The 19,669-nt window shown below is 28.3% G+C and carries 23 protein-coding genes and 3 tRNA genes; 7 read left to right on the forward strand and 19 right to left on the reverse strand.

Annotated features, from left to right (window positions below; genetic code table 11):
* Nucleotides 1–2: 2 nt before the first annotated feature.
* The 6 genes from ACAN_RS09670 to ACAN_RS09695 all read left to right on the forward strand — a co-directional run bounded on the left by ACAN_RS09670 (nucleotide 3) and on the right by ACAN_RS09695 (nucleotide 3,647).
* Nucleotides 3–368 carry a phage tail protein gene (locus tag ACAN_RS09670; protein WP_165773061.1) on the forward strand — a complete coding sequence of 122 codons (366 nt, stop codon included), beginning with the start codon at nucleotides 3–5 and terminating at the stop codon, nucleotides 366–368.
* Nucleotides 365–568 (forward strand): tail protein X, encoded by a 204-nt coding sequence (locus ACAN_RS09675; protein WP_099334398.1) that lies wholly within the window; start codon nucleotides 365–367, stop codon nucleotides 566–568. The genes ACAN_RS09670 and ACAN_RS09675 overlap by 4 nt, the downstream gene beginning before the upstream one ends.
* Before the next feature lies 1 nt (nucleotide 569).
* Nucleotides 570–1,511: a phage late control D family protein gene (locus ACAN_RS09680; protein WP_099334399.1), complete on the forward strand. Its 942-nt coding sequence runs from the start codon at nucleotides 570–572 to the stop codon at nucleotides 1,509–1,511.
* Between the two features lie 102 nt (nucleotides 1,512–1,613).
* Nucleotides 1,614–2,396, forward strand: coding sequence for a DNA adenine methylase (locus tag ACAN_RS09685; RefSeq protein WP_099334400.1), 783 nt, complete (start codon nucleotides 1,614–1,616; stop codon nucleotides 2,394–2,396).
* 38 nt (nucleotides 2,397–2,434) lie between these two features.
* Nucleotides 2,435–3,010 (forward strand): hypothetical protein, encoded by a 576-nt coding sequence (locus ACAN_RS09690; RefSeq protein ID WP_099334401.1) that lies wholly within the window; start codon nucleotides 2,435–2,437, stop codon nucleotides 3,008–3,010.
* Entirely contained in the window at nucleotides 3,003–3,647 is a 645-nt protein-coding gene (locus ACAN_RS09695) for a S24 family peptidase (RefSeq protein ID WP_099334402.1), read from the forward strand. Before ACAN_RS09690 ends, ACAN_RS09695 begins: the two co-directional genes overlap by 8 nt.
* 83 nt (nucleotides 3,648–3,730) lie before the next feature.
* Here ACAN_RS09695 and ACAN_RS09700 read toward each other — a convergent pair whose 3' ends face one another.
* From ACAN_RS09700 to ACAN_RS09765, 14 genes are all read right to left on the reverse strand, one after another.
* Nucleotides 3,731–4,060 (reverse strand): hypothetical protein, encoded by a 330-nt coding sequence (locus ACAN_RS09700; protein ID WP_099334403.1) that lies wholly within the window; start codon nucleotides 4,058–4,060, stop codon nucleotides 3,731–3,733.
* An 89-nt stretch (nucleotides 4,061–4,149) separates the two neighbouring features.
* Nucleotides 4,150–4,224: transfer RNA gene (locus ACAN_RS09705), tRNA-Asn, on the reverse strand.
* Nucleotides 4,225–4,249: 25 nt separating this feature from the next.
* A tRNA-Asn gene (locus ACAN_RS09710) sits at nucleotides 4,250–4,324 on the reverse strand.
* Between the two features lie 31 nt (nucleotides 4,325–4,355).
* Nucleotides 4,356–4,430: transfer RNA gene (locus ACAN_RS09715), tRNA-Asn, on the reverse strand.
* Nucleotides 4,431–4,500: 70 nt separating this feature from the next.
* Entirely contained in the window at nucleotides 4,501–5,418 is a 918-nt protein-coding gene (locus ACAN_RS09720; protein ID WP_099334404.1) for a radical SAM protein, read from the reverse strand.
* A 100-nt stretch (nucleotides 5,419–5,518) separates the two neighbouring features.
* Nucleotides 5,519–6,553, reverse strand: coding sequence for a uroporphyrinogen decarboxylase (gene hemE, locus ACAN_RS09725; RefSeq protein ID WP_099334405.1), 1,035 nt, complete (start codon nucleotides 6,551–6,553; stop codon nucleotides 5,519–5,521).
* 16 nt (nucleotides 6,554–6,569) lie between these two features.
* A complete protein-coding gene (locus ACAN_RS09730; RefSeq protein WP_191287709.1) occupies nucleotides 6,570–7,082 on the reverse strand; it encodes a YqhA family protein in 513 nt (170 codons plus the stop codon).
* The gene (locus ACAN_RS09735; RefSeq protein WP_079580065.1) at nucleotides 7,082–8,119 is read right to left on the reverse strand and encodes an aspartate-semialdehyde dehydrogenase; all 1,038 of its coding nucleotides are present in this window, start codon (nucleotides 8,117–8,119) and stop codon (nucleotides 7,082–7,084) included. Before ACAN_RS09735 ends, ACAN_RS09730 begins: the two co-directional genes overlap by 1 nt.
* 40 nt (nucleotides 8,120–8,159) lie before the next feature.
* Complete coding sequence (gyrA, locus tag ACAN_RS09740) at nucleotides 8,160–10,694, reverse strand: DNA gyrase subunit A (protein ID WP_099334406.1); 2,535 nt, start codon at nucleotides 10,692–10,694, stop codon at nucleotides 8,160–8,162.
* A 136-nt stretch (nucleotides 10,695–10,830) separates the two neighbouring features.
* The gene (locus tag ACAN_RS09745) at nucleotides 10,831–11,043 is read right to left on the reverse strand and encodes an HP1242/YdcH family protein (RefSeq protein WP_079580067.1); all 213 of its coding nucleotides are present in this window, start codon (nucleotides 11,041–11,043) and stop codon (nucleotides 10,831–10,833) included.
* Nucleotides 11,044–11,171: 128 nt separating this feature from the next.
* Complete coding sequence (argJ, locus tag ACAN_RS09750) at nucleotides 11,172–12,353, reverse strand: bifunctional glutamate N-acetyltransferase/amino-acid acetyltransferase ArgJ (RefSeq protein ID WP_099334407.1); 1,182 nt, start codon at nucleotides 12,351–12,353, stop codon at nucleotides 11,172–11,174.
* Between the two features lies 1 nt (nucleotide 12,354).
* A complete protein-coding gene (locus tag ACAN_RS09755) occupies nucleotides 12,355–13,482 on the reverse strand; it encodes a potassium channel family protein (RefSeq protein ID WP_099334408.1) in 1,128 nt (375 codons plus the stop codon).
* Between the two features lie 24 nt (nucleotides 13,483–13,506).
* Nucleotides 13,507–13,695 carry a 50S ribosomal protein L28 gene (gene rpmB, locus ACAN_RS09760; RefSeq protein ID WP_079580070.1) on the reverse strand — a complete coding sequence of 63 codons (189 nt, stop codon included), beginning with the start codon at nucleotides 13,693–13,695 and terminating at the stop codon, nucleotides 13,507–13,509.
* An 84-nt stretch (nucleotides 13,696–13,779) separates the two neighbouring features.
* Nucleotides 13,780–14,649 carry a glycosyltransferase gene (locus ACAN_RS09765; protein WP_099334409.1) on the reverse strand — a complete coding sequence of 290 codons (870 nt, stop codon included), beginning with the start codon at nucleotides 14,647–14,649 and terminating at the stop codon, nucleotides 13,780–13,782.
* Nucleotides 14,650–14,783: 134 nt separating this feature from the next.
* Here ACAN_RS09765 and gmhA point away from each other — a divergent pair, with 134 nt between their 5' ends.
* The gene (gene gmhA, locus ACAN_RS09770; RefSeq protein WP_079580072.1) at nucleotides 14,784–15,350 is read left to right on the forward strand and encodes a D-sedoheptulose 7-phosphate isomerase; all 567 of its coding nucleotides are present in this window, start codon (nucleotides 14,784–14,786) and stop codon (nucleotides 15,348–15,350) included.
* Here gmhA and ACAN_RS09775 read toward each other — a convergent pair whose 3' ends face one another.
* Genes ACAN_RS09775 through ACAN_RS09795 form a run of 5 tightly spaced genes read right to left on the reverse strand, consistent with a single transcriptional unit; the run spans nucleotide 15,351 to nucleotide 19,640 of the window.
* Nucleotides 15,351–16,301, reverse strand: a complete 951-nt coding sequence (locus ACAN_RS09775; RefSeq protein ID WP_228150635.1) for a glycosyltransferase family 9 protein — start codon at nucleotides 16,299–16,301, stop codon at nucleotides 15,351–15,353.
* On the reverse strand, nucleotides 16,291–17,358 hold the full coding sequence (locus tag ACAN_RS09780; RefSeq protein ID WP_099334410.1) for a hypothetical protein: 1,068 nt from the start codon (nucleotides 17,356–17,358) through the stop codon (nucleotides 16,291–16,293). The genes ACAN_RS09775 and ACAN_RS09780 overlap by 11 nt, the downstream gene beginning before the upstream one ends.
* Before the next feature lie 2 nt (nucleotides 17,359–17,360).
* Entirely contained in the window at nucleotides 17,361–17,981 is a 621-nt protein-coding gene (locus ACAN_RS09785) for a YrbL family protein (protein WP_099334411.1), read from the reverse strand.
* A complete protein-coding gene (locus tag ACAN_RS09790) occupies nucleotides 17,974–18,894 on the reverse strand; it encodes a glycosyltransferase family 9 protein (RefSeq protein ID WP_099334412.1) in 921 nt (306 codons plus the stop codon). Before ACAN_RS09790 ends, ACAN_RS09785 begins: the two co-directional genes overlap by 8 nt.
* The gene (locus ACAN_RS09795) at nucleotides 18,894–19,640 is read right to left on the reverse strand and encodes a lipopolysaccharide kinase InaA family protein (RefSeq protein ID WP_099334413.1); all 747 of its coding nucleotides are present in this window, start codon (nucleotides 19,638–19,640) and stop codon (nucleotides 18,894–18,896) included. The genes ACAN_RS09790 and ACAN_RS09795 overlap by 1 nt, the downstream gene beginning before the upstream one ends.
* Between the last annotated feature and the right edge of the window lie 29 nt (nucleotides 19,641–19,669).

The raw sequence follows: 19,669 nt of genomic DNA on the forward strand, positions 1-19,669 counted from the left end.
TGATGTTAGGAATGATAGATGAATATGAATTTAGAATGACAAAAACTCAGTTAGATTCTATTACTGAAGAGATTGACTTTGGTATTGTAAGCTCATTTAGAATAGGTAATTACCCTAAACATCAAGCCTCTTCAAAGGGCAAAGAGAGTTTTACTTTATCAGGTACTTTACTTATGCAAAGTATTAAAGAACTTGAAACCTTAAAAGAGCTTGGAAGAAAACAAGAACCAGTAGTTTTATCTCTTCCAAGTTTACCTACTATTCAAGTAAAGATGATGAATTTATCTATATCAAAGTCTAACTTTTTAAAAACAGGTGAACACTTAGAGCAGGGATTTACTTTAAAGCTTGAGAGGTATGAAAAATGATTGTATTAATTAAGCAAGAGAATCAAACTCTTAATGATGTTGTCTTAGAACATTATGGAGACTTAACGCATTTAGATGATGTAATTGCTTTAAATCACCAACTTCTTTCTAAAGTGGTTTTGAGTTTAGGTGATAAAGTTGAATTGCCACAATTTGAAGAGAAGACTGTGGAACAAACAGCAAAAGCACTTTGGAGTTAAGATGCAACCAATTTATAAAATAGAAGCCAATGGCATTGATGTAACAGAACAGTTAAATAGTGAAACTTCAGAGATAACCTTTAATGATGAAGATGGAACAGTATCTGATGAAATTACTTTGAAAGTAGAAGGGCTGCATAAAAGACCCAAGAAAGATGATGAACTAAAACTTTGGCTTGGAACTAAGCAGACGAGTCTTTTTTATTGTGGATTATTTAAAGTGTCAAGAACACCAGTAAGTTATGGAGAAGAAAATTTTTTACATATTACTGCAACTGCTGTTGATTTTTCTAAAAATTTAAAGGTTAAAAGAAGTCAAACTTATGAGAACTGTTCAGTTAAACAAGTATGTCAAGTTATAGCTAGCAGACATGGACTTACTTTAAAAAGTGATTTTGATGAGATATTCATTTTACATCTTGAACAGACTATGGAAAGTGATTTACACTTTTTAAAACGAATTGCTGAAGAATATAATGCACTATTTTCTATAAAGAACAATACTCTTATATTTGTTAAAAGAGTTAAAGATGGAAAGAAATCAGATGCTTTGCCTAGATTTGCATTAGAGATAAAAGATATAAATAATGCAAGAATTGAACCAACAAATAAAACTTCTTATAACAGTTGTAAGGCTGTATGGAGAGATATTAAGTCTAATACTCAAAAAAGTATAACTGTTGGAGATGGTGAACCTATCTTTATGTTAAGAGATAATTATGAGAATGAAGCAGATGCAAAAGCAAAAGCTGAGGCTGCATTGCAAAAGGCAAATTCAGGAACAAAAGAAGGATCTGTTAAATGTGATGGATTTGAAATTTATGCTGGAGCTATCTTAGTATTAACTGGAACTTTAGAAGATGATGACGAATATCATATCAAAAGAGTAGATCATATAGCCAATAAAAGTGGATGGCATATTACCATCAAAATAGAAAACTAACTACAAACCACAGCCACCTTCCCCAAGCTGACTGCATACGAATTTTAACGAAAAAAGTTACGAGTATTTAAATATGTGACTTTTTGGAACGGAGAAAAAAGAATGCAGACTACAAAACTAAAAGCACCCTTTGCATGGGTAGGTGGCAAATCAAAACTAGCCAAAGATATTGTTGAGAAAATACCTGAAAATCATACTACTTATATTGAAGTTTTTGGAGGAGCTTTAAGCGTATTATATGCTAAAGAAAAATCAAGACTTGAAGTTATTAATGATATTAATGGTGAACTTATCAATTTACATAGATCTATAAGAACTAACCCTGAGACATTAAACTTTTATCTAAATCAACTGTTGTGTTCAAGAGAGCTATTTTTTGCTATTAGAGATGGGCATATGAAACCAAGTAATAAAATAGAAGCAGCTGCCTTTTATTTATATAGATTAAATCAATCATTTGGAGCTAAAGGTGATAGCTTTGCAATGAACGCTAAAAGTGGTCGTAAACCAAAAGATATATATAGATCATATCAAAAGTGGAGTAAACGTCTAAAAGGTGTTACTATTGAGAATATGAGCTTTAATAAGTTAATACCTTTATATGATAAAGAAGAGGTATTCTTTTATGTAGATCCTCCTTATGTATCAACAGAGAGCTATTATAAAAATACTGGTGGATTTGGAAGAAAAGAGCATGAGGAATTAGCATCACTATTATCTCAAGTAAAAGGTAAGTTTTTACTATCTTATAATGATTGCGAACTTGTAAGAGAATTATACAAAGACTTTAATATAAGAGCTACAAAAGAGATTAATTATACACTTGGTGCAAATATGCATAAAAAGAGAAAGAGTGTTAAAGAGATATTTATTACTAATTATTAGATAACATATTGAGATTATTTTATAAGAAAAGGAAATAAATGAGATTTACAAATATACCTGTACTTGAAAATAGAATGGATAATGAAGGTGTTTCAGTTGCCTTCTTTTCAATTATTTATGCAAACTGTACTGTTGAGTGTGTTTATTCAAAAGATTTAAGAAAGTTTCTATTTGCAATAGTTGATGCAAATGTAGGGTTTACTTGTTCACTAGAAGGTTTATATACTAATGCATTTATTAATCATAGAGAAGCAGTTCAAGCATTAGCTGATTGTAGAAATCATGGAGGATGGGATCCTAAGCATTTCTATGAAGTATTAAATGAGAACTTACCTAATGTTAATTTTCAGCAAGTAACAGGTGGGCAATATCAAGGAGTTAGTAGTGTTGCAGTTTCTAACTTTGAAGATAGAATTTACTTTAATCATTGGAGAACTTCAGCAATGTCTGAAAGACAAGAAAAGAAAACTATTGAATTAATGGGTTATGAAGTATTAGAGTTTTGTCAAGAGACAGGCGTTATTCCTATATATTATCCTTATCCTACAGAGAGAACAATGGACGTAATGAATAACTTTAGATTAGATTATCAACAGCATAATATAAATGAATAGTGGAGATTATCTAAATAGATTAAAAGATATACTTTCAAAAGAGCTTGGCAATAAAAAAATATTTGATAAGGATGTTGCACAAGCTCTTGGAATAGAAGCTTCAAACTTCAGAAAATTAAAGCATAGAAATAGTGTGCCATACTTTGAAATTATGACCTTTTTAGCCAAAAGAAACATATCTATTAACTGGTTCTTCTTTCAGCAACTTCCTGAGTCTTTAATTGAACCTACATCTAACTATATAATATTAAAGTATCAAAGAACAGTTACAGCTTCAGCTGGAGGTGGTGCAATTAACTATGAAGTGAATCCATCTCCTTTAGTAATTGATAAGCAGCTATTAGATCATATAAATAGTAACTATAAATATACTGAAGTTCTACAGGCATTAGGAGAGTCCATGGAGCCTGATATAAAAGATGGTAGTTTATTGTTTATAGATAAGAGTCAAAGAGATATTAATAGTAAAGGTGTTTATCTTATTAATACTAATGATGGCTTATATATTAAGAGTATAGAGATTAAAGATAATAAAGCAGTATTAATGTCTACCAATAAATCATATGAAGATATTACATTAAATATAGATGATGTTAGTATCATTGGAAAAGTAAGTGGAGTATTAATAAAGGTATAGTTTAAAACATTTGCTTTTAAAAGGTTAGTAAATATTTGATATAAAAAAAAGATATATATTTGGTTATGAAAAGTAAGTAAAGGTTATATAGACAAAAGATTAACTAAAGGATTAAATTCTAATTTATTAACATATACACACATTTCATGAGCAAATAATTCACATTTCATGAGCCGTTTTACAGCTAGGGGCATATGTTTTTTTAAACCATCAAGTATATTGCCCTCACTTAAAAAACTAACTAAATTAACTACTAAAGTAGGAATAAGTGTAAGTAAAATTGCAGTTTGAATATCAGTAAAAATTGCTATTATAGGTGTAGGTATTAAAGCAAATCCAAAACCTATACTACCATGTACAAAAGCAGCTATAATAAGCACAATAGATGCAACTATAAAAAAATCTAAATCCAAAATAAACCTTATTAAAAAGATAAATTAAGATATCATATTTTTACTTTGTTTTTTATAGTTAAAATGAAATAGTTGTTTGATTAAAGTTATGGCTCCGGATACTGGATTCGAACCAGTGGCCAAGTGATTAACAGTCACCTACTCTACCGCTGAGCTAATCCGGAATATATGATAAGTTTTATTAGATTATGGCTCCGGATACTGGATTCGAACCAGTGGCCAAGTGATTAACAGTCACCTACTCTACCGCTGAGCTAATCCGGAATATATCTAATATAAAGCTTCATTAAAGTTATGGCTCCGGATACTGGATTCGAACCAGTGGCCAAGTGATTAACAGTCACCTACTCTACCGCTGAGCTAATCCGGAATGCATGTTCCTTTAATGGGCTGGAATTATAGTAAAAATTTACTCTTTTGTCAAGTAATATCAAATAAAATTATAAAATTTTATAAAATTTCAATCCACTACTATCAATTATAGAAATTACTTGCTCTTTTAATAATCTTTTTAAGATGATTTTTGAAGATTCATCAAACATATTTTCAATATCTTCACTTGTCAATGGTCTTCTTTTTAGCATTGAGATTATTTCATTTTCATTAAATTTTTGAATCTGATTTGGTCTATTTTTATATGCAATATTTACATTTATTCCTTTAAAAGTATTTGCAACATTTTCTAAAACTTCAAAACTCACAGGTTTTACTTTATAAGCAGGTGGTCTATCAATTGTACCAATATCAACTCTTTTTGGATTGATTTTTTTTATAGCTTCATAAAGTAAATCTATCTCTTCTTTTTTATCATTTAAATCTTTAACAAAAAGTATTTCTAAAACAAAATTATTTTTAAATTTATTTGAAAACTCTATCATTGAAGGAATTATTTTTTCAATTTCAATATTATTATGAACCCTATCAAGTTTCTTAAAACATTTTGCACTTACACAATCAAGTGATAATTTAACAGTATCAAGCTTTAATAATGCATCAAAAGTATCTTGTTTATAAATAGTACTTCCATTTGACAAAATCAATGTTTTTGCATCTTTTTTTATCTTATTTAATTCATCTATTAATTCATCAAGAAATGGATATAAAGTAGGTTCTCCATTTGCAGTTAAGGTTATAACATCAATTTTAGGATGATTTTCAAAACTTTTTTTAACTTCGTTTATAACTTTACTAACACTTGGATAATCACTCATAGAATCCATTGTTTTTGCAGGTTCTAATTCACAATATAAACAATCAAAATTGCACTGTTTTGTGCTAGGTGATAAATCAATCCCTAAAGAAATTCCAAATCTTCTTGATGGAATTGGACCAAATATTATAGAGTTTGAATATGACATTTTATTCCTTTAAATAAAAAAAGAGAAGCTTAAAAAGCCTCTCTTTTATAATAATCGCTGCAAACTAAAAAAGTAAAATAGTTTACTTTTTCTTAACGTTTTACGCCTTTTTTGAAACTCTGTGACACTCACTTACAAAATGTTTTGCATTTTCTACAGGTACATCTGGTAATATTCCATGACCTAGATTAAAAATATGTCTTTTTCCACCCATAACTTCTTGAATTTTTTCAACACAAGCTGTTGTTTTCTCTTTTGAGTATAATCTGCATGGTTCCATATTACCTTGAAGAACATATTTATCACCAAGTTTTTCTTTTGCTAATGCCATTGGAGTTGACCAATCAACACCAAATACATCAAAGTTTCCATAAATATCATCTAAGTATTGTCCAATGCCTTTAGGGAACATAATAACAGGAATATGTGGATATTTCTCTTTTAAATATTCAGCAATTTCAACCATGTATTTCCATGAAAATTCAAAATATGCTTGTTTTTCCAATGCTGCTGCCCATGAGTCAAAAATCTGAACAACATCTGCACCTGCTTGTATTTGTTTTTCCATATAATACTTAACTACTTGCGTAACTTTTGCAAGAAGTTTATGCATAAGTTCAGGATTAGTATAAATTAGTTTTTTACATAAGTTATATGTTTTAGTTCCTTTTCCCTCAATCATATAAGTAGCAAGAGTCCAAGGAGCACCAGTAAATCCAATAAGTGCTTTATCTTCAGGAAGTTCTTCTTTTAATAATTTTAATGTGTCATAAACATATGTTAATTTATTTGCTGCTTCTTCGCCACCTAATAAAGCATCAACATCTGCTTCATCTTTTAAAGGTTTATGAAATACAGGTCCCTCACCTTTAATGAACTCTAAATCCATTCCCATCTCATGTGGAATAACTAGAATATCACTAAATAAAATTGCTGCATCAACTCCTACAATATCAAGAGGTTGAATAGTAACTTCACATGCCTTTTTAGGATCATGACAAAGATTTAAAAAACTTCCAGCTTCTGCTCTTACTTTCATATACTCAGGTAAGTATCTTCCGGCTTGTCTCATCATCCATACAGGAGTATAAGGAGTTTCCTTACCAAAACAAGCATCTACAAAAATTTTTGACATTTATATAACCTTTTATTTATTTTTTTCCTATCTTCCCTAAGAAATACAATCCTACAGCTAAGGCTGTAACTGCTAACGCAAAATATAACATCTCTAAAGCAGAAGTATAATTAGTATGTAACACTCTTTGAAAAAAGTTTACAACTAAAACCATAATTATAACTTTTGCAATTTTGTCTTTTAACTGATCTAGTGATGTTATTGATAATATTTTAGAGTCTTCTTTTGCTGATTCAACATGATCAATCGGAGATATAAATAACTCATATATACCAAAAGAAAAAATCAACATAACAACAGCAATTAAATATAAATCAACAGCACCAATAATACCACTTACTATATCTTCATGAAAATTTTCTGGATGTGCATTTGTTATTATAGTATCAAATGTATATTTAGTAACATTCCAAATATCTAAACTTGCAACTACAAATAAAACTATAGCTCCAAGTAGTCCAAATATAACAGACAAGATTACTAAAAATCTTGTCTGCCACATAGCTTTTTCAAAAAGCTTCTCTATCATTAGATATCATTCTCCATTTCAATCCATTTTAATGCTATTCTAACTGAGTTAGTTGCAGCTCCAACTCTTACTTGATCTGCAACATTAAAGTAATGAATAATATTATTTGCATAAGCATCTTTTCTTATTCTTCCTACAAATGTTGTATCAGTATCTGTTGAAATAATTGGCATTGGATATTGATTATTTTCTAAATCATCAATAACATCTACATTATCAAAATTCCCTAAAACCTCTTTTACTTTATCGATATCAACTTCAACATCATCATCAAATGTAACAGTAATAGACTCACTATGGCTTCTTAATACAGGAACTCTTACACAAGTAGCTGCAATTTGCATTTGTTTATGTAAAATCTTTTGAGTCTCATTAATCATCTTCATCTCTTCTTTTGTAAATCCATTTGATTGAGCTACGTCAATTTGTGGAATTACATTAAGTGCTATTTGATGAGCAAAAGCCTCTTTTTTAGTTTCATCTAATTTAAAAGCAAAAAATGCTTGCATCTGTTTTACAAGCTCTTCCATACCAGCTTTTCCTGCACCACTTACAGCTTGATAAGTTGATACATCTACTCTTTTAATTCCATATAATTCATCAAGTGGTTTTAAAGATAATACCATTTGAATAGTTGAACAGTTTGGATTTGCAATAATTCCTGTTTCTTTCCATTTTGAAATATCATCTGGATTAACTTCAGGTACAACTAATGGAATATTTGGCTCCATTCTAAAGTGACTTGTATTATCAATAACAACAGCACCTGCTTCAACTGCAAATTTTGCAAACTTTGCAGAGATACTTCCACCTGCACTAAAAAATGCAATTTCAACATCATTTTCTTCAAATACAGTTTCAGTAAGTTCTAAAACTGTATATTCTTTGTTTTTATATTCAACTGTAGAACCAGCACTTTTAGCACTTGCTAATGGAATTATATTGTTAACTGGAAAATCATATGCATCCATTACTCTTAAAAGCTCTTCTCCAACAGCACCAGTTGCTCCTACAACAGCAACATTAAATTTTCTCATTTTTCTTCCTCTTCATTTATTGTATATAGATTTAATCTAATTAACTATTTTGATCTTTTGAATCATCATTATCAACTAAATTCGTATCTTCAATAATACCTGCTAAATCAGTTGCAGATTCAATATCAAGTTCATCGTCTTCTTCTTTAGGGCACTTAGCAATTGAAACTACTTTATCCCCTTTATCAACGTTAACAATAATTACACCAGAAGTATTTCTTCCAGCTTTTCTAATAGTATTCATATCTACTCTAATCATCTTACCAATAGATGTTAAAGCCATTAAATCTTGTGTTTCATCAACTAAAACTGAACCAATAACATTTCCAGTTTTTTGATGTAACTTCATAGAAATAACACCTGAACCAGCTCTATTTGTAAGTCTATATTCATCTACTGTTGTTCTTTTTCCTATACCTTTTTCAGATACAGTTAATAGCTCTTGTTCTTCACTTATAATTACATCAGCATCAACAACAAAGTCAGAATCAAGTTTAAACTTAATACCTCTTACACCTCTTGTGCTTCTTCCTTGTTCTCTTGTTTTATCTATTTCAAATCTAATACATTGACCTAAACTTGTAAATATCATAAAGTATTGTGAGCCGGGAATAGTGATTTTAGCAGTTACTACCTCATCCGCATCATCAAGAACAATTGCTCTTACACCATTGCTTCTTATATTACTAAATTCAGCTAAAGATGTTCTTTTTACAATACCATTTCTTGTAAAGAATGCCAATGATTTACTCTCATCAAAATCAGTAGTTGGAATAATAGCCATGATCTTCTCATCTGCTCTTAAGTTTATTAAGTTAACAACTGCTTTTCCTTTTGCTGTTCTACTTCCTTCTGGAATTTTATATACTTTCAACCAGTATAACTGACCCATATTTGTAATAAACATCAATGTATCATGTGTATTTGTTACAAAGAATCTTTCAATAAAGTCATCATCATGTGTAGTAACTGCAACTTTACCTTTACCACCTCTTCTTTGTTTTTCATATGATTTAATTGGAACTCTTTTTACATATCCATTGTGAGTAATAGTAACAACCATTGGCTCATTTGGAATTAAGTCTTCTATATCAATCTCATCATATGAGTCTTCAATTTCAGTTCTTCTTTCATCTGAATATTTATCTTTTATCTCTTGAATTTCTTCTTTGATAATTTCATTTAATTTTTCTTCTGATTTTAGTATTGCTTCAAGTTCAGCAATTAATCTTAATAGCTCTTGATATTCAGCTTCAAGTTTATCTCTTTGAAGACCTGTTAATCTTCCAAGTCTCATATCTAAAATAGCTTGTGATTGAATAAGTGATAACTCAAATCTATCTTGAAGTTTCTCTTTTGCATCTGCATCATTTGATGATGATCTAATAATTTTTACAACTTCATCAATATTATCAACTGCAATTTTTAAACCCTCTAAAATGTGAGCTCTTGCTTTTGCTTTTTCTAAATCAAAAATAGTTCTTCTAATAATAACTGTTTTTCTATGTGATAAGAATAGTCTTAACAATTCAGGAAGATTAAATACCTTTGGCTCTTTATTGTGAACTGCAAGTAAAATAATCCCAAAAGTAGTCTCCATAGGAGTTGATTTATAAAGATTATTTAATACAATTTCACTCATTGCATCTTTTTTAAGCTCAATTACAACTCTAATACCTTCTCTATCAGATTCATCTCTAACTTCTGAAATACCTTCGATATTTTTATCTTTTGCCAAAATAGCAATTTGTTCAATTAATCTTGATTTATTTACTTGGTAAGGAAGTTCATCAAGTACAATAACCTCTTTTTTACCTTTAGTTTCAATATGATGTTTAGCTCTTATTTTAACTCTTCCTCGACCTGTTTTATACGCATCAATAATTCCACGTCTTCCAAAAATAGTACCACCTGTTGGAAAATCTGGACCATGAATAAACTGCATTAAATCCTCAGCAGTTGCTTCTTGATTGTCAATTGTATAAAGTACAGCATCAAGTAACTCTTTTAGGTTATGAGGTGGGATTTTTGTTGCCATACCAACAGCAATACCTTCACTACCATTTAATAGTAAGGTAGGAACCCTTGTAGGTAATACAGCAGGCTCTTTTAAAGTATCATCATAATTTTGAACAAAATTAACAGTATCTTTATCAAGGTCTTTTAAAATCTCTTCTGAAATTTTAGTCATTCTTGCTTCTGTATATCTCATAGCAGCTGCATTATCACCATCAACTGAACCAAAGTTACCTTGTCCATCAACAAGTGGTGCTCTCATTGAGAAGTTTTGTGCTAATCTTACCAATGCATCATAAACTGAACTATCACCATGGGGGTGATACTTACCAATAACATCTCCTACAATCCTTGCAGATTTTTTATAAGGAGATCTAGCAGTCATGTTTAAATCATGCATTGCATACAAAATTCTTCTATGTACTGGCTTTAATCCATCTTTAGCATCTGGAAGTGCCCGTCCAATAATTACACTCATTGAGTAATCTAAGTAAGAAGCTTTTACACTATCTTCTATATTAATATCTATTATATCTTGATCTTCGAAAAGGTTTTCCATAAAAAAACGCCTTTATTTTTTATATTTGTTATTATTTTAGCTAAATGGGGCTTAGTATTAGTTAATATAGTAATTTAAGCAAAAAATAAAAAAGAGATTAAGAAAATTAATCTCTTTTTACTTAAATTTTTATTTATTATGAGTTTTTATATTCCATAATAAGATTAAAAACTTGATCTTTTAATTTTAGTTTTTCTTTTTTCTTTTTATCAATTTCTAGTTGGTCACCAAAATTTTTTTCTAACTCAATTATCTCTTCATCTAACTCATTGTGCTTTTCAAAAAGCTTATTAAAATGAGCATTTTCTTGTTTTAATTTTGTAATTACATCTCTGTGTTCGTGAAACATATTTAATCCTTTTAGTTGAGTTAATATAATTATAACAATTAAATTCTTAGAATAGATTATGTAGCTTGTATATTTATTATAAAATAGTTTTTTATGTAAAGTGTGTAATTAAGAAGCTAAATAGCTTCTTAAGTTCTGTAATCAGCATTTATTTCAACATATTTGTAACCTAAATCACAACCATATGCAGTAAAGCTCTCTTCTCCTAATCCAATATCACAAACAATTTTAAATTTATCATTTTGTAGTACTTTAAAAGCTTGTTGTTCAATTTCATCATTAAATATAAGTTCACCCTTATTATATACAATTACATTATTATATGAAATAACAAGTTTTTCTTCATCACACGCAATCTTACTTGCACCTATAGTAGAGGCGATTCTTCCAAAGTTTGGATCTTCACCAAATAGTGCTGTTTTTACTAAAAGAGAGTTTGATAAGGCTTTTGCTGCTTTTTGTGCATCTTCATAAGTTGCAGCATTTTTAACTTCAAAAGCAACAGCTTTTTTAGCACCCTCACCATCTGCTACCATTAGCATAGCCATATCATGCATTACTAATCTTAAAACCTCAAAGAATGCTTCTTTATTATATGTATTAGATTTTTTATTTGTTAAAAGTAAAACCGTATCATTTGTAGAAGTATCTCCATCAACTGAAATAGCATTAAAAGTAGTTTCACTATTTACTTTAAGTGCCTCTTTCATATCCTCTTTAGGAACATTGGCATCTGTACAAATAAAACAAAGCATAGTTGCTAAATTTGGATTTATCATCCCCGCACCTTTGGCAACTGCACCAATTTTAAAACTACTTCCATCTTCAAGCTTAACTTCATACATACAAGTTTTTGAATAAGCATCAGTTGTCATAATAGCTTTTGATAAGTTTTGTGCATTTTTTGTTTCCAAATCAAAAGAGTTTGCACCATCTACTATTTTTTGAATAGGCAAAGGATTTCCAATTACACCAGTACTGCTCATGATAGGATTTGTAAATTTATGATTTAGTGATGAAAAGATTGAATTAATATCTTCAATTCCTTTTTTTCCTGTCATTGCATTTGCATTTTTAGAATTAATTAATACGAAATTTGTTTGAAAATCTTTTTTATACATCAAGTAATGTTTAAGTGGAGCTGCTTGAAATCTGTTTTCTGTAAAAACAGCTTCAACATCACATAATGTATCACTATAAATAAAACCTAAATCAAGTGCATTATTTGCTTTAAGTCCTGCACTTATTCCATCACAATAAAATCCATCTATTTGATCAATCATACCTTTTATAGGCAAAATAGTAAACATTTTATATATCCTTTGGTTTTTGAGAATAAGAAAGTATTCTTTTTGATTTTGAAATACCTCTATGGCTTCCTACAAGTAAAAGCTTGCAGTTTGCTCTAATAACTGTGGTACCTTTTGGCATTTGAATAAATTTCCCTGTTGCTTCTGTAATACCAATAATTGAGACTTTCATTCTATCTCTTAAATGTAAATCTTGTATTTGTTTATCAACAGCCCAAGACTCTTCTCCTACAAATGCTTCTTCCATATCAATAGGAGTATCTTTTTTGTATAAAAACTCTTCAAGTACATTTTCCATATCAGGTCTTATTGCCATTGCACTTACTCTTTTTGCCATAAGTGATGGAGGAGCTACAACTTTATCTGCACCAAGCTTTTTAAGTCTTACTTTATCATTTTGTGTTTCTGCATTTGAAATAATTAAAAAAGGACTTCTACCAAGCTCTTTTTCATATAATCTAACTGAAGCAATAAGTGTAATATTATCAGATATATTTTTTGACAATGAAATAGCACCTTTAGCTGAACTTAAATGAGATTTAAAAAAAGCAACCTCTTTATAAGGTTCTTCATTTACTATATAAGGATAACCATACTCTTTTGCAATTTCTTCTATATCATCTCTTGGGTCAACTACCACAAAGGGAACATGATTTTCTCTAAATTGTCTTGCTAGTTGTGCAGTATATTCATTATGATAAAATATAACAAAATGTCTTCTAAGCCTTGCAATTTTATATAACATTTTTCTTTCCTTAAGAAGTTTAAAAAGTGTACCATTTGATATAGTATTGATTAAAATACCCACAGAAAATGTAAGTACTGCAAACCCTGATAACATCAAAGTTACTGTAAAAATTATACCTTGATTACTGAAATTTGCTTCATTTAAAGCACCAAATCCAGTTGTAGTAAAAGTATATGCAGATTGAAAGATTGCTTTCATAATAGGATAATCTTCAATATATACATATCCTAATGCACCAGTCATTAAAATAATCTGAATAAGTATTAATGGTAACCTAAATGGTTTTAATTGTGAGTATATAAGCGGGTTTAAGTCATATTCAGGTTTATTAGACCTAATTTCCCAGCCCAGTGCTTTTTTAATTCTTTTTAAGAAGCTCATGAAAGCACTTTTCTAAGCGCCTTCTTATGAGTGTTTTTTAAGAGTTCTTAACTCTTTAGCAGAAATTCTGATTTTTTTAGTAGTACCATCTTCTAGTGTTACTCTTACAGTTCTTAAATTTGGTAAAAATCTTCTTCTAGTTCTATTTTTAGCGTGACTTACGTTGTTCCCAACCATAACGCCTTTTCCTGAGATTAAACATCTTCTTGCCATATTGATTTCCTTATTAATTTTAGTGAAAAATATTCGCGTATTATATCTTAATATTCTTAACATTTAGTTAAAACAGTGTCTTGTTTATACACTTTGTAAAATTAATTCTAATTTTTGTAAATTTTTCTCTATTGTAAACTCTTGTGCAGTAATTCTATTTTGTTCTTTTATATGTTTTAAATCTTCTTTTCTTCCTAAAAGTGCATCAATTTTAAATGCAGTACTTCCATCACTTGGCATCATCATAGTAGCAAACACATCTACAATCTCACTAGAAGCACAGCCTGAGGGAACAAAAACTGCACATTTGAAAAACATTGCTTTTAAAATATTTTTGGCAAAAGCTTTTGTATGTGTTGGCAAAACAAAAATATCTGCTACTAAAAATAGTCTATTTAAGTCATTATAATCTGTAAAAAATAGAATTCTATCATCTACATTTTGTTTTGATAACTGAAATCTCAATCCTGAAACCTCTTTTTTATCTCCTGCAATTATTGCTTTCAAGTTTTTAAAATTTAAGTTATTTACTATATTAATAAACTCTTTTGAACCAGAGTTTTTAAAGTTTTGTGCAGTAAAAAAAACAAACTTTGTTTTTACATCTAAATTAAACTCTTCACAAAACTCTTTTTTTACTTCTTTTGGTTTTTTATACTCAGCATCAATACTTGGATAGATAATTTCAACTTTATTTTCATCTATTTGCTGTTTTTTTACTAATTCACTTTTTTGTTTCTTAGAGTTTACAATAATCTTTTTTGCATTTTCAATTTTTTCAATATCTTCTTTATTAATACTTCCAGTATGAAAATATATATCTGCAAACTCTTTTTTTGCAAAAATTAATTTATCTAAAAAGGTTCTTTTCTTTAACTTTTGTATATTCTCTTTTTCCAAAAGTCTATTTATAATTTTCGTTTTTACTTTAAAATCTATTGTTATGTTTTTCATATAATTTTTCCAAGTTTGATATTAATACATAATTTTAACCAAATTAATTAAAATGGCTATAAAATAACATTTAATTACTTTAAAATATTCTTATGATAAAATATGTTTAACTAAATAAAAGGATATTAAACATAATGAAACAAGTGATTGCAGATGAGTTTCAAGCTCACCTTGAAACAATAAATAATACAATTAAAACTATGCAAGACAAATTAGAAACTGCATCACAAATTGCAGTTGAAACTTTAAAAAATGGAAATAAAATTCTTCTTTGTGGCAATGGAGGAAGCGCAGCTGATGCACAACATATTGCAGCTGAACTTACAGGAAGATATAAAACTGAAAGAAAAGGACTTCCAGGAATTGCCCTTACAACAGATACAAGTGCTTTAACTGCCATTGGAAATGATTATGGATATGATAGGGTTTTTGATAGACAAGTTGAAGCTTTAGCTTCAAAAGGAGACTTGATTATTGGAATTAGTACAAGTGGCAATAGTAAAAATGTAATAAATGCATTAAACCTAGCCAAAGAGCTTGGTTGTAAAACTATCGGACTAACAGGAAAAGATGGAGGAGTTATGAATGAAATTTGTGATGTAAATTTAGTAGTTCCATCAAATGACACTCCAAGAATTCAAGAAATGCATATTCTTTTTGGACATACAATTTGCCAAATTATTGATAATGAACTTAGCTAATTATTTGTAAATCACCTCTAAAACATCATTTGCTGTAATAAGTTTCATACAGTTGTGATGTTTTAAAGGACAAACTCTTTTCATACATGGAGTACACTCTAAATTTTTTCTTATAATATTTTCACTTGGATTATTCCATTGATTTGTTTCTTTAAATCTTGTTGGCCCAAAAATAGCTGCTGTTTTTACTTTATATGCAGCTGCTACATGCATAGGCCCAGAATCATTTGTAATAAATATATTTAAACCTGCTATCTTTTCTATAAGTTCAGGAATTGTAGTTTTTCCTGCTAAGTTTTGATAATTTGAAACTCTATTTGCTATAAGTTCATCTTCAATATCTTTAGCAATATCTGTTTCACTGGGACCTCCAAAGATTACAATATCATGGGTTTTTGACATGGCAATTGCTACTTTTGCAAACTCATTTGGATACCATCTTTTTGCACTTCCATAAGTAGCTCCTGGATTTATTCCAAGTGTTGCTTTACCATAAGAAAATGGTTTGAAATACAATTTTAAATCACCTGCTTTATTTTGTAAATTCAATTCATGATTTACAAAATCATTGTATCTTAGTACTTGATGAATTTGCTCTTTTTGAAGCCTTTTGTAATTATATTTTTTTTGTGAATCAATAAAAAACATCATAAACTTTGAAGAAAAACTTCTTCTAAAAGAAAGAGCCAAATCAACTTTTCCTATTTTTTTAGCTAAAGAATAAAGATTAATATATCGATTACCCTCTTTTTTTGTGTTATCGACAATTACTTTTTCTATATTTTTAAAATTACCCAAAGCTTGTGTTGAAACATATGAGCCAAGAAGAATTATCTTTGCGTTTGGATATGTTTTTATAATATTTTCAATAGCAGGCGTTGTCATAATTGCATCACCAAGCCAAGTTGGAATTTCTATAAATATTTTTTCAATCTTCATTTCATCTTTCATTTAAAACTTCTTTTAATGCATAAAATTGTGGTAATTTTACTATCTTACCATCTCTATTATCAACTAAACCATAACCAGGAGCTATTAGTTGGTGCCAAAAAACTTTTTGTATCTTTTTACTTTTCTTTGCAATGCTTAAGTACTCAAGCATGTACTTTGAGTACTTTTCATTACTAACACACTCTTTTTCACTTGTTGGAGCATATGGAGCAGTGTTTGATAAAGGCCAATTTACTTCTGTAATATAAATCTTATCATTTGATTTAGGTGAAAGTTTACACAAAGAGTAAAGTAAATCAATTTTATTTTTTGTATCAAAAAAAACATACTGAGTATTATATGGAGATCCTCTTCTATCTACATATAAAAGAGTACTTATCTTATCATATCTTATATTATAAAAATTAAACATAGCCCTTGCATTATAATAATACTCAAAATCTATTGTACTTGGACCTATTAATTTTAAATCTTTATATTTTTCATCTCTTAAATCTTGAGCTATTTTAAAAAATTTAAGATATTCTTTTACTGCAAAAAATCCCCATTTTGCTCTATTTATAGTAGTTCCCACTTGATACTCACTTACAAAAGAGTTAAAGTTTGAAAAAACAATATCTAAATCTTTTTTTAAAAGTTCATGATTTTCTATATGAGCTCTATCTTGCATGATATTTATTAAAATATTTTTAGAAGATTTTACATTAAAACTTTTTGCAAATTTTACATAAGAATCAATATTTTTCATATCCCAAAGAGGTACTCTAATAATAAGATTTTTAATACCAAGCTCTTCAATAAGTTTTTGCTGTGTATTATTCCCATCATCTTTATCTAAGTTTACGCCAAGACCAATAAACTCTTTATTTGAAAAGTTATTCTTTCCTTTAAATAGTTTCATAAATAAAATTGCAAAAGGTAAGATTAAAAGTGAAGAAAAAAGCATTTTTACATAATCGAAAATATACTTTTTTCTCATAGATTTTTTATAAACTTTATCTTTTATAACACTTGGCTGATCTGAGTATTTATCCCAAGTAAATGCTTGTTTATTCATAATTAAAGCCTACTCATTGGCATTGTTCCATTATCAATTCTTGTAATATCTTTGTTATATAGAAACATTAGTTTTTTCCACTGTTTTTTGATTTTATAATTTCTGTAAAATGGGACATTTCTATATAACCAAAACTTCAAGCCTAATCTTTTTGCACCTAAACCATCTACGATAACTAAAGTTGCTTTATTTTTATCAAGCTTCTTATAAAAAATATTTGTCATACTATTATCGTGAAAAAGTATTTTATTTTTTTCTAAATAAGTTTTTAAATCCTTTAATAATCTTTTTTGTTCTTCTCTTGTTAATAAATTATGTGCAACTAAATAACGAAAAGATTTTGAAGGAACTCCATCATAATCCATAATTCTATCAAAAATTAATCCTTCTCCTAAATTTGTATTTACAAAATCATAACATTTTGCAATTTTACTTATATCTTTTCCTTTTTTTTCTAAATGCTTAAAATAGATATAATCTAATCTATTTTGATGATTTTTTAAAGCTTCTTTTGAATACAATATTTTTATTAATTTTGTTTTATTATTTGGATAAATATAACAATCTCTTTCTCCACCTTTTGCTAAAAAGTATTTATTACTTAAAATTACTTTTTCATTCATTCAAAAGTTCCATTAAACAATTTTCTATTTTATTATACTTTTCTTTGGTATAATCACTTGATAACATAAAATTATTTTGATTTTTTTCTTCACTTATTGTTGCCCATCTTTTAGAACTAGCAAATAATGAATCTCCAAAAAAAGAAATTGTTTTAGTATTTGTAGCTCCAGCTAAATGCATAGGTCCTGTTGAAGTACTAATGAAAATATATGAAGAAGCTATATATTTAGTAAACTCAAACAAGGTCATCTTTGAATCAAAGATTTCTACTTCAAAATCAATTTTTGAAGAGATGTACTCTTTTGAAACAGCATCATCTGGTCCAAAAGTAAAAACTGCTTTTTTTGAAGTTTGACTTACCTTTTTTGCTAGAGAGATATAATCGTCTAAAGATAAATTTCCATCGCTACTTCCACCAAAGCCAGGATGAAAAACCACTCTATTCTCTTTTTTTACATCAAAACTTAATAAAGGTTTTGCAAAATCTAATTTTATATTAGGAAAAAGTGATTTTGCTAAATCTAAATTATATTGCCATTCCGTTTTTTCTACTTTACTTCTTCGTTGTTTTATTCTTTTATTAAAAAATATTTGAGCTATTTTAGTAGCAGGGGCAACTCTTATTTTAATACCGCTTTTAAAAAGAAGTTTTCCCAAAGTAGTATCAATAAAACAAGAAATACTTGCATCAAATCTTTTCTCTTTTATTTGTTTTAAAGTAGTGTCTAAATTTTCTTTATCAAATAAAATTACATCATCAATGAAAGGAATCTTTTTTGCAAAATCAAAATTAATTTTACCAACTAGTACTGTTAATTTTGTATTGGGATACTGCTCTTTTATAGCTTTAAATAAAGGTAAAGTCACAACAAAATCACCAATTTTATCATGTCTAGTAATAAGTAAATTCACTATTTCTTACCTCTTATTTTTCTTTTAAACTCTACAAACTCTTTTAATTTTCTATCTGATATTTTTAGTAGTTTTATAGCTTCATTTTTATCTGCATTTGCTAAATTTGCATATGTTGTAGCTATTAAAACTATATCATCTTCATCTAACCAAAGTTTTGCAAAATTATCAAGTCCTGTTTTTAAATCAACTGCTTTAAACTCCATTCTATTTATATCTACAACTGAGAATTCATAACTGCTATCATTAATGGATACTAGTGTATTCCCAGCTGAAAAATCTTTATGATAAACACTATTTTTATGTAAATTAAAAGTAAATTCAACAAACTTTTTTATAATTTCTTCTCTATTTTCAAGCTGTTTGTTTCTTAATGGTTCTCTAATAGTAAAATCATACTCATATTTTTTTGCTATAAAAAAACTCTCTTTAAATAAAAAACTCTTATAAAACTCTATATAGCCAATTGGTTCTGGAGTATTTAAACCTAAATTTCTTAGTCTCACTGCATTTTCATATGACTTTTTTGCTTTTGAATCTCTAAAGTAAGCATAGACTACTTGATTTATTATATTAGGTATTTTAAAACCTTTAACAACTGTCTTTATACCTTTATACTCAATAACTTTTAATTCATTTCTAGCTTTATGAATAGTATTTGAGTTTTCTTCAAAAAACTCTTTTATATTTAATAAAAACTCTTTTATATTTTTAAATCTATCATTTATTTCATATTTAAAACTCAATTTATTCCTTATATTTGACAAAAATATAT

Origin of the sequence: Malaciobacter canalis, assembly GCF_008000835.1 — a bacterium.
In the GTDB taxonomy this organism is placed as follows: Bacteria; Campylobacterota; Campylobacteria; order Campylobacterales; family Arcobacteraceae; genus Malaciobacter; species Malaciobacter canalis.